The organism is Stutzerimonas stutzeri, assembly GCF_000952685.1.
GTDB lineage: Bacteria > Pseudomonadota > Gammaproteobacteria > Pseudomonadales > Pseudomonadaceae > Stutzerimonas > Stutzerimonas stutzeri_E.
In genome coordinates this window covers 175,516-190,967 of the sequence record NZ_JYHV01000037.1, presented here as the reverse complement: position 1 = coordinate 190,967, position 15,452 = coordinate 175,516, and the positions used below count along the sequence as shown (strand labels likewise).

8 protein-coding genes are annotated in these 15,452 nt (G+C 60.7%); 4 read left to right on the top strand and 4 right to left on the bottom strand.

Annotated features, from left to right (window positions below; all coding sequences use genetic code 11):
• Positions 1-229 precede the first annotated feature (229 nt).
• Positions 230-2,008, top strand: a complete 1,779-nt coding sequence (locus UF78_RS19555) for an acyl-CoA dehydrogenase C-terminal domain-containing protein (protein ID WP_045163882.1) — start codon at positions 230-232, stop codon at positions 2,006-2,008.
• 392 nt (positions 2,009-2,400) lie between these two features.
• Here UF78_RS19555 and msrA read toward each other — a convergent pair whose 3' ends face one another.
• On the bottom strand, positions 2,401-3,048 hold the full coding sequence (msrA, locus tag UF78_RS19550) for a peptide-methionine (S)-S-oxide reductase MsrA (protein WP_045163881.1): 648 nt from the start codon (positions 3,046-3,048) through the stop codon (positions 2,401-2,403).
• A gap of 99 nt (positions 3,049-3,147) precedes the next feature.
• Positions 3,148-5,823 carry a bifunctional diguanylate cyclase/phosphodiesterase gene (locus tag UF78_RS19545; protein ID WP_045164366.1) on the bottom strand — a complete coding sequence of 892 codons (2,676 nt, stop codon included), beginning with the start codon at positions 5,821-5,823 and terminating at the stop codon, positions 3,148-3,150.
• A 111-nt stretch (positions 5,824-5,934) separates the two neighbouring features.
• Between UF78_RS19545 and UF78_RS19540 the strand changes: the two genes are divergently transcribed.
• The gene (locus UF78_RS19540; RefSeq protein ID WP_230623706.1) at positions 5,935-6,462 is read left to right on the top strand and encodes a hypothetical protein; all 528 of its coding nucleotides are present in this window, start codon (positions 5,935-5,937) and stop codon (positions 6,460-6,462) included.
• Between the two features lie 106 nt (positions 6,463-6,568).
• On the opposite strand, the gene aceF is transcribed toward UF78_RS19540, so the two are convergent.
• Positions 6,569-8,566, bottom strand: a complete 1,998-nt coding sequence (aceF, locus tag UF78_RS19535; protein WP_045163880.1) for a dihydrolipoyllysine-residue acetyltransferase — start codon at positions 8,564-8,566, stop codon at positions 6,569-6,571.
• Positions 8,567-8,593: 27 nt separating this feature from the next.
• Positions 8,594-11,239: a pyruvate dehydrogenase (acetyl-transferring), homodimeric type gene (aceE, locus tag UF78_RS19530; RefSeq protein ID WP_045163879.1), complete on the bottom strand. Its 2,646-nt coding sequence runs from the start codon at positions 11,237-11,239 to the stop codon at positions 8,594-8,596.
• Between the two features lie 278 nt (positions 11,240-11,517).
• Between aceE and glnE the strand changes: the two genes are divergently transcribed.
• The gene (gene glnE / locus UF78_RS19525) at positions 11,518-14,463 is read left to right on the top strand and encodes a bifunctional [glutamate--ammonia ligase]-adenylyl-L-tyrosine phosphorylase/[glutamate--ammonia-ligase] adenylyltransferase (protein ID WP_045163878.1); all 2,946 of its coding nucleotides are present in this window, start codon (positions 11,518-11,520) and stop codon (positions 14,461-14,463) included.
• Positions 14,464-14,508: 45 nt separating this feature from the next.
• Positions 14,509-15,432 carry a branched-chain-amino-acid transaminase gene (gene ilvE, locus UF78_RS19520; protein ID WP_045163877.1) on the top strand — a complete coding sequence of 308 codons (924 nt, stop codon included), beginning with the start codon at positions 14,509-14,511 and terminating at the stop codon, positions 15,430-15,432.
• Positions 15,433-15,452: the final 20 nt, after the last annotated feature.

The window sequence follows — 15,452 nt, the reverse complement described above, 5'->3', positions numbered from 1 at the left end:
ACGGTTTGCCTAGCGCCCGCCCTGTGCGGGCGTTTTTATTGGACGTGGCCGGGAATCTTAGGCCTCAATCGGTATGCAGCGACGGCTGAAAAACAGGGTGGAAGCACTGTCGTGACGAGAACCCGTTAGTCACTTTAAGACCCTTCGGGCGTCTACAAGTCTTCAGTTAGACTCGCAGAACTGCTCCGGCCAACCGGCCAGGCGACACGTTTCTGCGAGGTCCTTTTCCATGGCTGACTACAAAGCACCGCTGCGCGATATGCGATTCGTCCTGAATGAAGTCTTCGATGCCCCGAAGCTCTGGCAGACGTTGCCAGCGCTGGCGGAGGTCGTGGATGCGGAAACCGCCGAGGCGATTCTCGAGGAAGCAGGCAAGATTACCGCCAACACCATCGCTCCGCTCAATCGTAGCGGCGATGAAGAAGGCTGCCACTGGGTTGACGGGGCGGTCAGCACGCCGGCCGGTTACGCAGAAGCCTATCGTTTGTATGCCGAAGGCGGCTGGGTTGGCGTCGGCGGCGATCCGGCCTATGGCGGCATGGGCATGCCCAAGACGATCTCGGCGCAGGTCGAGGAGATGATGAACTCCGCCAGCCTGGCCTTCGGCCTCTATCCGATGCTGACCTCCGGTGCATGTTTGTCGATCTACGCCCACGCCAGCGAGGAGCTCAAGCAGAAGTATCTGCCGAACATGTACGCCGGCATCTGGGCCGGCTCCATGTGCCTGACCGAGCCGCATGCCGGCACCGATCTCGGCATCATCCGCACCAAGGCCGAGCCACAAGCCGATGGCTCCTACAAAGTCAGTGGCACCAAGATCTTCATCACTGGCGGCGAGCACGACCTGACCGACAACATCATCCACCTGGTGCTGGCCAAGTTGCCCGATGCGCCGGCCGGCTCACGCGGCATTTCCCTGTTCCTGGTGCCCAAGGTCATGGTCAACGAAGACGGCAGCCTGGGCGAGCGCAACAGCCTGAGCTGTGGTTCGATCGAGCACAAGATGGGCATCCAGGCCTCGGCCACTTGCGTGATGAACTTCGACGGCGCCACCGGTTGGATGGTTGGCGAGCCGAACAAGGGCCTCGCGGCGATGTTCACCATGATGAACTACGAGCGTCTGGGTGTCGGCATCCAAGGGTTGTCGACCGGTGAGCGTTCGTACCAGAGCGCCATTGAATATGCGCGTGAGCGCATTCAGAGTCGCGCGCCGACCGGCACGGTGGCGCAGGACAAGGCCGCCGATCCGATCATCGTGCATCCAGACGTGCGCCGCATGTTGTTGACCATGAAGGCCTTGAACGAGGGCGGTCGTGCATTCTCCAGCTACGTCGCGCTGCAATTGGATATCGCCAAGTTCAGTGACGACGCCGAGGCCCGTCAGCGTGCCGAAGCGCAGGTGGCATTGCTGACACCGGTGGCCAAGGCCTTTCTGACTGATATGGGCCTGGAAACCACCATTCACGGTCAGCAGATTTTCGGCGGCCACGGCTTCATCCGGGAGTGGGGTCAAGAGCAACTGGTGCGTGACTGCCGGATCACGCAGATCTACGAAGGCACCAACGGGATTCAGGCCCTGGATCTCCTGGGGCGCAAGGTAGTGGGCAGCGGCGGCGAGCTCTACAAGGCTTTCACCGACGAGATCCGCCGCTACTGTGCGACAGCCGATTCGGAGCTAGAGGAGTTCATCGCGCCGCTCAAGGCCGCCGTGGCTAATCTCGACGAGCTCACAGCCTTCATTCTCGACAGCGCGAAGAACAACCCCAACGAGATAGGTGCCGCCTCGGTGGAGTATCTCCATGTGTTCGGCTACACCGCCTACGCCTATATGTGGGCACGGATGGCGAGCGCTGCGCGGGGCAAGGAAAGTCAGGACGATTTTTACGCGAGCAAGCTGGGCACGGCGCGCTTCTTTTTCGCGCGCCTGCTGCCGCGTATCCATTCGCTGAGCGCATCGGCGCGGGCCGGTAGCGCTTCGCTGTATCTACTCGATGCAGCACAGTTCTAAACAGCTTAACCCGTGAAGGCATAATGAAATTAATTAGCCATGTTTGGGAACGATGCGCCACTACGCCAGTCATAGACCTGCATCGTTTGTAGGCAATCACTTACATGCCGAGCCAGGGATCGGCTTCCTTGTAAGTGATTGCTTACAAATCGTGGTGCAAAATTGCTACTACTGGTCCTGGCGACCGAGCGGTAGTCTTTTGCGCTATGGACGCGGCGTAGGGAAGCGCATAAGAAAATACGGAAGCGTAACGGAACGACGCCAGGAAGGCGCAAGTCACGGATGTCAGGATTCAGTCTGCAAAGGCCCCGCTTCGGCGGGGTTTTCTTTTTTTACCAGCCGAGACGCCGACTGGCCAGCGTCACACTGGCCTTGCATGCGGAGCTTAATGCTCAGGCTGGCATACATACTCCTGTGCCACCGAGTCCACAGTAACCACCGGGATTCTTCGCCAGATACTGCTGATGGTAGGCCTCGGCATAGTAGAACGCTGGAGCATCGGCAATTTCCGTGGTGATACTGCCCAGCCCGTGCTTGCTCAGCTCTTCCTGAAAGCGCCTTTCGCTGGCGCGAGCCTCTTGCTGCTGGGCGCTGTCGAGGCAGTAGATGGCCGAGCGATACTGGGTGCCGATGTCATTGCCCTGGCGCATACCTTGAGTCGGGTTGTGCGCCTCCCAGAATAGCCTGAGTAGCTCCCGGTAAGTGATCTGCTGCGGATCGAATACAACCAATACGGCTTCGGTGTGTCCGGTGAGACCGGAGCAGACTTCCTCGTAAGTCGGATTTGGCGTGTGACCACCGGCGTAGCCAACAGCCGTACTCCAGACGCCGGGCTGCTCCCAGAACCGCCGTTCGGCACCCCAGAAACAGCCCATGGCGAATATCGCTTGCTGTAGGTGAGCGGGAAAGGGCGGTTGTAGTGGGTTGCCATTGACGAAATGGGCCTCGGGAACAGGGACTGCCGTGGCGCGACCGGGGAGGGCTTGTTCCGCGTCGGGTAGCGCCTGTTTGTGAACGAGAATTTGCGAACGCAGGGTCATGGTGGTCCTCAAGCCTGAATAGAAGGGCTGCTGGTAGCCTAGGCTACCAAGCGCGCAAAACCAACGCGTGCTGACTAAGGCGCTACGCGGACGAAAGGTTTAGAGCCAGTGCGGATAACGGCGCAGTGAAACGAGTAGTTGGTTGCCGGGGATGGGCTTGTCGAACAGATAGCCTTGGCCGATATCGCAGCGCTGATGGCGTAGAAATGCCAGCTGCTCAGGCGTTTCGATGCCTTCCGCGACCACTTTCAGGTGAAGGTTGCGGGCCATGGCTATCACGGCGGAGGTGATTTCGATGTCGTCCTGGCTGTCCGGAATGTCCTTGATGAAGCTTCGATCTATCTTGATCACGTCGATGGGGAATTTCTTCAGGTAACTCAATGACGAATAGCCGGTCCCGAAGTCGTCCATCGCCAATGTCACCCCGAGCGCCTTCAGGCCGATCAGTTGCTGACGCGTCTCCTCGGTGGCTTCGAGCAGCAGGCTCTCGGTCAGCTCCAGTTCCAGGCTGCCTGGGTGCAACCTCTCTTCGGACAGAATGGTAGCGATCGAACCGACCAGCTCGGGGTCGGAAAACTGCTTCGGTGAAAGGTTGATCGCGATCTGTGGCGAGCCGATACCCAGCGCAGCAAGCTGTAGGCCCATCCGGCACGCTTCACGGGCAACCCATTTGCCGATGGGAATGATCAAACCGGTTTCCTCGGCCACACTGATGAACTGATCGGGCCGGATCATGCCTTTTTCCGGGTGATTCCAGCGCAGCAATGCCTCCAGCCCCTGCAATCGACCGCTACGCAAGCAGAGCTTGGGTTGGTAGAAGACTTCGAGTTCGTTCTGCACCAGTGCGCGGCGCAGGTTGTTTTCCACGAACAGCTTGTAGTTGGCTTCGGCGTGCAGGGCTTCGGTGAACACCTGCACCTGATTCTTTCCGTTGGCCTTGGCCTTGTGCAGGGCCTGGCCTGCATGTTTCATCAGTGTTTCCGGGTCGCGACCATGCAGTGGTGAGCAGGCAAGACCCAGGGAACCGCTGACACTGATCAGCTGCTTGTCGACGAACAATGGCTTGTCGAGGATGCGCAGCACCTGATTCGCCAGATGCTGGCCTTCTTCCAGATCCATGTCGTCGAGTAGAAGGGCGAACTCGTTGCTGGCGAAGCGTGCCAGGACGCTGTCCCGGTTCAGGCTGTTGCGCAGACGCCGGGCGAGGCTGGTCAGCAGCTTGTCGCCGGTCTGGTGGCCCAGGCTGTCGTTGATCCGCTTGAAGTTGTCGATGTCTACCAGTAGCAGACACAGCTGGGGCTGCTTGTCGTTGGCGAAGCGCTCTTCGATGCTGCGGATGAAGAATGGGCGGTTGCCGAGGCTGGTCAGATTGTCGGTGTAGGCCAGGCGCTCGATATGTTGTTGCGCCAGCTTGCTTTGAGTGATGTCTTCATAAATGCCGATGTAATGTGTCAGTTCGCCATTCTCACCGTACACCTTGGAGATCGACAGCTGCCCCCAGTACGGTTCGAGATTCTTGCGCCGGCTGCGAAACTCACCTTGCCAGCTATTGTTTTTCGCCAAACTGGATGAAGTGTCGAAAAGCAGCTCGCTGAGGTTTTCCAGCGAGGTCAGCTCCGTGAGACGGCGTCCGCGGACCTCGTCGGCGGAAAATTGCGTGATGGCGGTAAAGCTCGGGTTGACGTAATCGACGACGCCGTTCTTATCGACCAGAATAAAGGCGCTTGCGCTTTGCTCCACTGCTCGCTGGAACAGGTGCAGGGTATGTGTGGCGCTGAGTCGCTGCTGGTTGGCCAGCACCTGCGCGTACTGATCCGCCAATTCCCCCGCGAACGCCACTTCATCGGCATGCCAGACGCGTGCGCTACCGGAATGCTCCAGGCAGAGCACACCGATGACTTCCCCTCCCACCCGTATGGTTGCGTCCAGAATGGAGGTGATGCCCCGCGGCTTGAAGAAGTCTTCGATCAGTTCCTGGGTGCGGGGATCTTCCAGGACGTTGGGTACGTCGATGGCGCGGCCGCCATGCAGCGCTTCCATGTAACGAGGGCAGGCGGACATATCCAACGCCGACGGGTATTCCTGGCTGTCGTTGTCACGCCGGTATGCGGCAATGGCTTCGAGCTGATTGCCGTTCAGGTGCCAGATCGCCGCTCGCGCGATGCCATAGGCTTCGCAAGCGGCCTGGGTGACCAATCGCGCGGCTTCCAGCTGTGGATCGGCTGAGCTATAGCGATGCCGGGCCAGACGCACGATCAGGCTCTGCTGGGCCCGTGAACGAATCAGGTGCTCGAGATGTACGTCAGCGGTTTGCGAATAAACGTCTGCTGACCGATTGAGTGTCGTCGCGGGTAATTCCAGAGCAGGCAGCACGTCAGCCGCGCGTGGCTCTACGACCAGATAGCCCCGGAGCAGCTCGCGGCCATACTGCTGGCAGAGTTCGCCGATCTCCAGGAGATCCAGCACGCCGTTAGCCGAATGCAGGCAATAGCGGATGGAATAATGACCCTGGGTGGCCAGTTGAGCCTGGACGATATCGTGCGTTCTTAGCCGCACTGCCGGCTCCATCAGGCTGGCGTAGGGCGAATCTATCAATGAGCACAGCTCGTGGGCCGGCAGACCAAAGTGGCGCTCGCAAGCGGGATCCAGGTAAAGCAATGCCCAGCTGGATTCGTTCAAACGCTCGAAACGCAGCATCCCGAGCCTGGAAGGCACTGGCAACTGCGTCACAACCTCGGTCGCCAAACGGCTGGCGGCATCGGTATGTATTTTCATCGAGCGGTTTGCTTCCAGTATGCTGCGGGAGTCGCCTTGCAAGCCGCAGATCACGGCGCTTCCTGGGCGAAACGATGGCTAAATAATATTAAGCTACAGCAAGGGTGCATCATGCGACAGGGACTGACAAGCCTGCTTTCGAAGTTACTGTTGATCTCGTTTTTTCTGGGTGCCAGCGTACCGCTGCAAGCCGCTGAAACGGGCACTTTCGGCTCCGAGGAGGCGACAAAATATCTGGCGGAGCTGAAGGCGCTCTATCTTACTTCGGATGAGCGGAAAGCCCTGCTGGCGCACAGTAATGCCTTGCTGGAGACCCACACGTTAAAAGCGGCGTACCAAGTCGGACAAGCCCATCCGCAGGACCTGAGTTACCGTTTGAGCCTGGGGGCTCCCGGCGAACTGCGTATCCGCGAAGAGCGGCGCGATGCGTCTGGCAATGTCGCCGTGCGTAATCGCAGCCTTTCGGTTTTCGGAATGGATCCCTATTTGCAGTATCAATGTCCACCACAAGGCATCGTTTGTTCGTTTACCAGCCCAAACGGTGGCGAGCCCTGGCTGACCATACTGCGCGATTCCAAAGGAGCCGAGGAGCTAGCCAAGGCACTGTCCTTTCTGTTTCGCAATTTGCAGAAAGGCTAGGCCGCTCTCCAGAAGCAAGAAGCCTCAAGTTTTGAGGCTTGAGGCTTGAGGCTTGAGGCGTTGATATGAACAGCCCCGTCGGGCAGGGCTGTTCAGTACCAGGCGATCACAGCAGCATCGTGCGGATATCCGCCAACAGCTCGGACAGGCGCTTGGTGAAGCGCGCCGCTGCGGCGCCGTTGATGACGCGGTGGTCATAGGACAGCGATAACGGCAGCATCAGGCGGGGCTGGAAGGCCTTACCGTCCCACACTGGCTGCATGGTTGCCTTTGAAACGCCCAGAATCGCCACTTCCGGTGCATTGACGATCGGCGTGAAGCCGGTACCGCCAATGTGGCCGAGGCTGGAGATGGTGAAACAGGCGCCCTGCATGGCATCCGGGGACAGCTTCTTGGTGCGGGCCTTCTCGGCCAGCTCCGCCGCCTCGCCTGCCAGCTGCAGCAGACTCTTCTGGTCGACGTTCTTGATGACCGGTACCAGCAGGCCGTCCGGTGTATCCACCGCAAAGCCGATGTGCACATACTTCTTGCGAATCACTGCCTTGCCGCTAGGTGCGAGCGAGGCATTGAATTCTGGAAGTTCCTTGAGCAGGTGAGCACAGCCCTTGAGCAGAAGCGGCAGCACCGTCAGCTTGACGCCGGCCTTCTCCGCGACCGATTTCTGCGCAACGCGGAAGGCTTCCAGCTCGGTGATGTCCGAGGACTCGAATTGGGTCACGTGCGGTACGTTCAGCCAGCTGCGATGCAGGTTGGCGGCACCCACCTGCATCAGGCGGGTCATCGGTACTTCTTCGATTTCGCCAAACTTGCTGAAGTCGACCTCAGGAATCGGCGGGATACCCGAACCACCCGCGGCGCCTGCTGCTGGGGCCTGCTTGGCCTTGTTCATCATGGTCTTGACGTAGGCCTGAACGTCTTCCTTGAGAATCCGCCCCTTCGGACCGGTGCCCTGGACATCGGCCAGCTCGACACCGAATTCACGTGCGGTCATGCGAACCGCGGGGCCGGCGTGAACCTTGGCGCCGGCTTTGCTTGGGCCGCTTACCGTCGGCGCTGGCGTCGCGGCAGCCTTGGCTTCCGGTACGCCCTGCTTGTTCGGCGCGACCGCCTGCTGCTGTGGTGCAGCCTCCTGCGGCTTGGCTTCGGATTTCTTCGCAGGGGCTGCGCCTGCCACCTTGAGTGTCAGGATCAGGTCGCCTGTCTTGGCTTCGTCACCGACCTTGATCGACACAGACTCCACCACGCCCGCCTTGGGCGCCGGAATTTCCATGCTGGCCTTGTCGGATTCGAGTGTGATCAGCGACTGGTCCGCCTCGACGCTGTCGCCGGCCTTGACCATGACTTCAATGACATTGGCGCTGCCGCTGGAGCCGATGTCCGGAATGCGAACCTCTTCCACGGACTCGCCCGCAGGTTCTTCGGCTGCTTGTTCGGCTGGCTTCTGCTGCTGGCTTTGCGCCTGAGCTGCCGGTGCGCTGCTCGCTGTCGCCGGCTTGCTTGCAGCTGCACTCTTGAGGATCAGGATCAGATCACCGGTGCCGACCTCATCGCCGATCTTTACGGAAATGCTCTCGACCACGCCGGCCGCGGGAGACGGAATCTCCATGCTGGCTTTGTCTGATTCGAGAGTGATCAGCGGCTGCTCGGCGTCGATGGTGTCGCCGACGTTGACCGAAATCTCGATCACACTGGCTTTGCCCGAGGAACCGATATCCGGGACCTTGATCTCCTGCGATTCACCCTCGTTGGCGGAAGCTGATGGATTGTCATCGCCGGGAGGGGTAGCCGCTTCGGCTTCATCGGCCGGGCCGCCGGCTGCTGCGCCAGCCGGCTCGGCAGCGGCTTGCGCCGGTGCCTCGCTGCTCTGACCCTCTTCGCTTTCCAGCTCCAGCAACTCGTCGCCTTCCTTCAGGCGGTCGCCCAGCTTGACCTTCAGACTCTTCACCACGCCGGCCTTGGGCGCGGGGATCTCCATGCTGGCCTTGTCGGATTCGAGCGTCAGGATGCTCTGGTCGGCTTCGATACGGTCGCCGACCTTGACGAACAACTCGATAACTTCACCCTCACCGCTGCCGATGTCGGGTACGCGTATGGTTTCACTCACAATAGGTTCTCCTGTGCGCACGCAGCATCAGCAATCCAGCGGATTGCGCTTCTCGGGGTCAATACCGAACTCGGTGATGGCTTCGGCCACGACCTTGCGTTCGATGGCCCCGCGATCGGCGAGTGCCTGCAGTGCGGCGACGGCGACCCAGCGACGGTCGACTTCGAAGAAGTCACGCAACTTGGCGCGCGAGTCGCTGCGGCCGAAGCCGTCGGTGCCCAGCACCTGGTACTCGCGAGAAGGTACCCACTGACGGATCTGGTCGGCGAACAGCTTCATGTAGTCGGTCGAGGCCACAACCGGGCCTTCGCGGCCTTCCAAGCACTGCTGGACGTAGGTCTTGCGCGGCTCTTCGGTTGGGTGCAGACGGTTCCAGCGATCCACGGCCAGGCCGTCGCGGCGCAGTTCGTTGAAGCTGGTGACGCTCCAGACATCGGCGCCGACGCCCATCTTAGCGAGGATGTCCACAGCAGCGCGTACTTCACGCAGGATGGTGCCCGAGCCCAACAGCTGCACACGGTGCTTGAAGTCGCCCTTGGCTTCTTCGAGCAGGTACATGCCCTTGATGATGCCATCCTCGACACCCTGCGGCATGGCCGGCTGCTGGTAGTTCTCGTTCATCACGGTGATGTAGTAATAGACGCTCTTCTGCAGCTCCATCATCTCGTGCATGCCGTGATGCATGATCACCGCCAGCTCGTAGCCGTAGGTGGGGTCGTAGCTGCGGCAGTTGGGGATGGTGCTGGCGAGGATGTGGCTGTGGCCGTCCTCGTGCTGCAGGCCTTCGCCGTTGAGCGTGGTGCGCCCGGACGTGCCGCCCAGCAGGAAGCCGCGAGTCTGTGCATCGCCCGCCGCCCAGGCCAGGTCGCCGATACGCTGGAAGCCGAACATCGAATAGAAGATGTAGACCGGCAGCATCGGCTGGTTGTAGTTGCTGTAGGCGGTACCGGCGGCCATGAAGGATGAGAACGCGCCGGCCTCGTTGAGACCTTCCTGCAGGATCTGCCCGTCCTTCTCTTCGCGGTAGTACATCACCTGATCGCGGTCGACTGGCTCGTACAGCTGCCCTACCGGCGAGTAAATGCCCAGCTGACGGAACATCCCCTCCATGCCGAAGGTGCGCGCCTCGTCCGCGAGGATCGGCACGATGCGTTTGCCGAGGTCCTTGTCCTTGACCAGTTGCGACAGGATCCGGCCGAAAGCCATGGTGGTGGAAATTTCACGCTCGCCGGAACCGTCGAGGACGGCTTTGAGGGTTTCCAGCGGCGGTGTCGGGATGCTGAAGCTCTTCGGCCGGCGCTGCGGTAGCGAGCCACCGAGCTTTTCGCGGCACTTGCGCAGGTACTTCATTTCCGCGCTGTCTTCGGCTGGACGGTAGAACGGCAGTTCTTCGAGCTGCGAATCGTTGACCGGGATATCAAAGCGATCGCGGAATTTCTTCAGACTGTCGATATCGACTTTCTTGGTGTTGTGGGCGATGTTCTTCGCCTCACCGGCACCGGTGCCGTAGCCCTTGATGGTCTTGGCCAAGATGACTGTCGGCTGGCCCTTGTGGTTGACCGCCTGATGGTAGGCCGCATAGACCTTATAGGGGTCGTGACCGCCACGGTTGAGCTTCCAGACTTCCTCGTCGGACATGCTCTCGACGCGCTTGAGCAGTTCCGGGTCGGCGCCGAAGAAATGCTTGCGCACGTAAGCGCCGTCTTTGGCCTTGTAGTTCTGATATTCGCCATCGATTGCCTGGTCCATGCGGCGCTGCATGCGACCATCTTCGTCGGCGGCGAACAGCGGATCCCACAAGCGGCCCCAGACGACCTTGTTGACGTTCCAGTTGGCGCCTTTGAACACGCCTTCCAGTTCCTGGATGATCTTGCTGTTGCCGCGAACCGGGCCGTCCAGGCGCTGCAGGTTGCAGTTGATGACGAATACCAGGTTGTCGAGGTTTTCGCGGCCGGCCAGGGAGATGGCGCCAAGCGTTTCCGGCTCGTCGCACTCTCCGTCACCGATGAAGCACCAGACGCGCTGCTTGCCTTTGGGAATGAAGCCGCGGTTTTCCAGGTACTTCATGAAGCGTGCCTGGTAGATCGCAGTGATCGGCCCCAGACCCATGGAAACGGTCGGGAACTGCCAGAAGTCGGGCATCAGATGCGGGTGCGGGTAGCTCGACAGGCCTTTGCCATCGACTTCCTGACGGAAGTTGAGCATCTGGTCTTCGCTCAGGCGGCCTTCGAGATAAGCGCGGGCATAGATACCGGGGGAAGCGTGGCCCTGGTAGTAGATCAGATCGCCGCCGTGCTCCTCGGTAGGAGCCTGGAAGAAGTAGTTGAAGCCGATGTCGTACAGCGTCGCGCTGGAGGCGAAGGTGGAAATGTGTCCACCCAAGTCCGGGTCCTTCAGGTTCGCACGCATCACCATTGCCAGTGCGTTCCAGCGGACCAAGGAGCGAATGCGGCGCTCCATGAACAGGTCGCCGGGCATCTTGGCTTCGCGGGTGACGGGGATAGTGTTGCGGTACGGCGTGGTGATGCCATAAGGAAGTGGCGTGCCGCTGCGGGTGGCCAGTTCCCCCATCCGGGTCATCAGATAGTGGGCGCGGTCTTCACCTTCGCGGTCGAGTACTGACTCGAGGGCGTCCAGCCATTCCTGGGTTTCGACGGGATCGAGATCTTGCATGGCTTGCTCCAGGGCGGAAAGGCTTCCAGAATCGGTTGCCTGCTTCGCGGCCGGCTTTGTGGGCCGGTGCGTATATGTTCTTGGATGTTTGGCCGGGGGTAGGGCCGGGCTCTGTAGTTTTACTACAAAACAACGGTTGATTCAGCCCCCTGCAACATTCTTTCGTAGTAAAACTACATCTCAGCGGTTCGGCCTGACTCGCTGGCGCCGGCGGAAACTGCTCTAGTACGGGCGCCTCCGCTTCTCCAGCAGCCAATCAAGGCATTAAGGAACTTTTTATGAGCCTGCCAGTACTGGTTGCATTGCCAACGTCGCTCCAATCTTTGGTCACCCGTGCCGAGGAGACGTTCCTCAGTGCGGTTCACGACTCATCGGCGCAGGCGAAGCAGCAATTCGCCGCTTGGCCGTCAGCGCGTCGCGAGGCATTTGGCCGGGTCTGTGCGGCCAGTGACTTCGTCAGCGAACAGGTTAGCCGAGATCCCGGCATGCTGCTGCAGCTGGCCGAGGCCGGGCTGTTGGAGCGATCACTGCAAGGCGAGGAAATGCGCACGACACTTGCCGAGATACTCCGCGAGTGCGCCGACGAAGACAGTCTGGGGCACGAACTGCGGCGGTTTCGCAATCTGCAGCAGGTGCGGATCATCTGGCGCGATCTTACGCGTCAAGCGGATCTGGCCGAGACGTGCGGCGATTTGTCCGACATGGCCGACGCCTGTATCGATCTCGCCTACCAATGGCTTTATACGCGCCACTGCGAGCAGTTCGGGGTGCCGACCGGACGGCGCAGCGGTGACGCGCAGCAGATGGTCATCCTCGGCATGGGCAAGCTGGGTGCGCGCGAGCTCAATCTGTCCTCCGATATTGATCTGATCTTTGGCTATCCCGAAGGGGGCGAAACAGTCGGTGCCAAACGGTCACTGGATAATCAGGAGTTCTTCATCCGTCTCGGCCAGCGACTGATCAAGGCGCTGGATGCGCCGACTCTGGACGGCTTCGTCTTTCGCGTGGACATGCGTTTACGGCCTTACGGCTCCTCGGGCTCGCTGGTGCTGAGCTTCAACGCGCTGGAGCAGTACTATCAGGACCAGGGCCGCGACTGGGAGCGTTACGCGATGATCAAGGCGCGGGTAGTCGCCGGTGATCAAGGGGCCGGCAAAGAGCTGCTCGATATGCTGCGGCCGTTCGTCTATCGGCGTTACCTCGACTTCTCCGCCATTGACGCGCTACGCAGCATGAAGCAGCTGATCCAGCAGGAAGTCCGACGCAAAGGCATGGCTGCGAACATCAAGTTGGGTTCCGGCGGTATCCGCGAGGTGGAATTCATCGCGCAGGCGTATCAACTGATTCACGGCGGGCGCGACCTGAGCTTGCAGCAGCGGCCGTTGCTCAAGGTGCTGGCAACGTTGGCCGGGCAGGGCTACCTGCCGTCGGCCGCCGTCGACGAGCTGCGCGAGGGCTATGAATTCCTGCGCTACACCGAGCATGCGCTGCAGGCCATCGATGACCGCCAGACGCAAATGTTGCCGGACAGCGAGATCGACCGTGAGCGCGTCGCGTTCATGCTGGGATTCGAAACCTGGGAAGCCTTCCATGAACGCCTGTTGCATTGGCGCGGTCGGATCGACTGGCATTTCCATCAGGTGATCGCTGATCCCGACGAAGATGAAAATGCTGAGGGCGAGGCGCTCGTCGGTGGCGAATGGCTGCCCTTGTGGGAGCAGGATTGGGACGAAGAGTTCGCCTGCCGTCAGCTGGCGGAGGCGGGGTTTCATGATGGCCAGGCCGCCTGTCTGCGTCTTGCCGCGCTGCGCGGCGGTAGTCAGGTACGAACCATGCAGCGCCTCGGGCGGGAGCGGCTCGATGCCTTCATTCCTCGCTTGCTGGCGCAGGCGGTCGAGCAAGATGATCCGGATCTGGTGCTCGAGCGAGTGCTGCCGCTGGTCGAAGCCGTGGCGCGGCGCTCAGCCTATCTGGTCTTGCTGACGGAAAATCCCGGTGCGCTGCAGCGATTGCTGGAGCTCTGTGCCGGCAGCCCCTGGATCGCCGAACAGATCGCTCGTTTTCCATTGCTGCTCGACGAATTGCTCAATGCCGGGCGGTTGTTCAGTCCACCACAGGCCCCGGAACTGACGGCTGAGCTACGTGAGCGGCTGGCGAGAATTCCCGAAGACGATCTTGAGCAGCAGATGGAGGCGCTGCGGCATTTCAAGCTGGCGCATCGGCTGCGCGTGGCAGCATCGGAGATCGCCGGTACGTTGCCCTTGATGAAGGTCAGCGACTACCTGACCTGGCTCGCCGAGGCGATTCTCGAGCAGGTGCTCGCACTGGCCTGGCGGCACACCGTGGCCCGTCACGGCCAGCCGCGGCGCGCGGACGGCTCTTTGTGCGATCCGGCGTTCGTGATTGTCGGCTACGGTAAAGTCGGCGGCATCGAACTCGGCCACGGCTCCGACCTGGATCTGGTGTTCATCCATGACGGCGATCCAAACGCTGAAACCGATGGTGTCAAGCCCATCGACGGCGCCCAGTTCTTCACCCGCCTGGGACAGCGCATCATTCACCTGCTGACCACTCAGACTACCTCTGGTCAGCTCTACGAAGTCGACATGCGGCTGCGGCCGTCCGGGGCTTCCGGACTGCTGGTCAGTTCGCTGAGCGCTTTCGACCGCTACCAGGGCCAGGAAGCCTGGACCTGGGAACATCAGGCACTGGTCCGGGCTCGCGTGCTGGTCGGCTGCCCTCAGCTTACGGCGGACTTCGAGAAGGTTCGCGCGGCGGTGCTCGGACGACCACGCGATCTCGAGCAGTTGCGCCGCGAGGTCAGCGAGATGCGCGCCAAGATGCGCGACAACCTCGGCACCCGTGCGACACAGGCGGGCCTAGCCGAAAAAGCGTTCGAGGCGGAGGGCGAGTTCAATCTCAAGCAGGATGCCGGTGGTATCGTGGATATCGAATTTATGGTGCAATACGCGGCTTTGGCGTGGTCGCACCAGCATCCGCAACTGCTGCGCTATACCGATAACATCCGCATTCTCGATGGGTTGGAGCAGGCCGGGTTGATGACCGGCGATGAGGTCAGACTGCTGCAGGATGCCTACAAGGCATACCGCGCGGCTGCTCACCGGCAATCACTGCAAAAACTGCCCGGGGTCGTGAGTGGGGATCAATTTCATGACGAGCGTCGCGCAATAATGCGCATCTGGCGTGAGCTGGGGCTCAGCTGATCTCGTCTGCAAACACAGCATTTATCGAATTCCGAGGTGGCAACAATGTCGATGGCCGATCGTGATGGCGTGATCTGGTATGACGGTGAGCTGGTGCAGTGGCGCGACGCGACCACCCATGTACTGACTCATACCCTGCATTACGGCATGGGCGTTTTCGAGGGCGTGCGCGCCTACGACACACCGGCTGGCACCGCGATCTTCCGCCTGCAGGCGCACACCGATCGTCTGTTCGATTCGGCGCACATCATGAACATGCGGATGCCGTATTCGAAGGAAGAAATCAACGAAGCGACCCGCGCCGCCGTGCGTGAGAATAATCTGGAAAGCGCCTACATCCGCCCGATGGTCTTCTACGGATCCGAAGGCATGGGCCTGCGCGCCAGCGGCCTGAAAGTTCATGTGATCGTCGCTGCCTGGCATTGGGGTGCCTACATGGGTGACGAGGCGCTGGAGATGGGCATCAAGGTGCGCACCAGCTCCTTTACCCGTCACCACGTCAACATCAGCATGACCCGCGCCAAATCCAACGGTGCCTACATCAATTCGATGCTGGCCCTGCAGGAAGCCATTTCAGGCGGCGCCGACGAGGCGCTGATGCTGGATCCGGAAGGCTACGTGGCCGAAGGCTCCGGCGAGAACATCTTCATCATCAAGAATGGTGTGATCTACACCCCGGAAGTGACCGCCTGCCTCAACGGCATCACCCGCGGCACCGTATTGACCCTGGCCGACGAGCTGGGCATCAAGGTGGTGGAAAAGCGCATCACCCGTGACGAGGTCTACATCGCCGACGAAGCTTTCTTCACCGGCACTGCCGCCGAAGTCACGCCGATTCGCGAAGTCGACGGCCGCAATATCGGCATTGGTCGTCGCGGCCCGGTCACCGAGCGCATCCAGAAGGCCTATTTCGATCTGGTGTCTGGCAAGACCGATGCGCACGCCGAGTGGCGGACGCTGGTCAAATAAAGCCTGAAGCTGGAAGCCAA

Bases quoted from the DNA above. Each gene is read 5' to 3' on its own strand.
- UF78_RS19540 (WP_230623706.1), top strand. From the start codon at position 5,935: ATGCGACAGGGACTGACAAGCCTGCTTTCGAAGTTACTGTTGATCTCG.
- ilvE (WP_045163877.1), top strand. From the start codon at position 14,509: ATGTCGATGGCCGATCGTGATGGCGTGATCTGGTATGACGGTGAGCTG.
- UF78_RS19545 (WP_045164366.1), bottom strand. From the start codon at position 5,823: ATGAAAATACATACCGATGCCGCCAGCCGTTTGGCGACCGAGGTTGTG.
- aceE (WP_045163879.1), bottom strand. From the start codon at position 11,239: ATGCAAGATCTCGATCCCGTCGAAACCCAGGAATGGCTGGACGCCCTC.
- UF78_RS19555 (WP_045163882.1), top strand. From the start codon at position 230: ATGGCTGACTACAAAGCACCGCTGCGCGATATGCGATTCGTCCTGAAT.
- msrA (WP_045163881.1), bottom strand. From the start codon at position 3,048: ATGACCCTGCGTTCGCAAATTCTCGTTCACAAACAGGCGCTACCCGAC.
- glnE (WP_045163878.1), top strand. From the start codon at position 11,518: ATGAGCCTGCCAGTACTGGTTGCATTGCCAACGTCGCTCCAATCTTTG.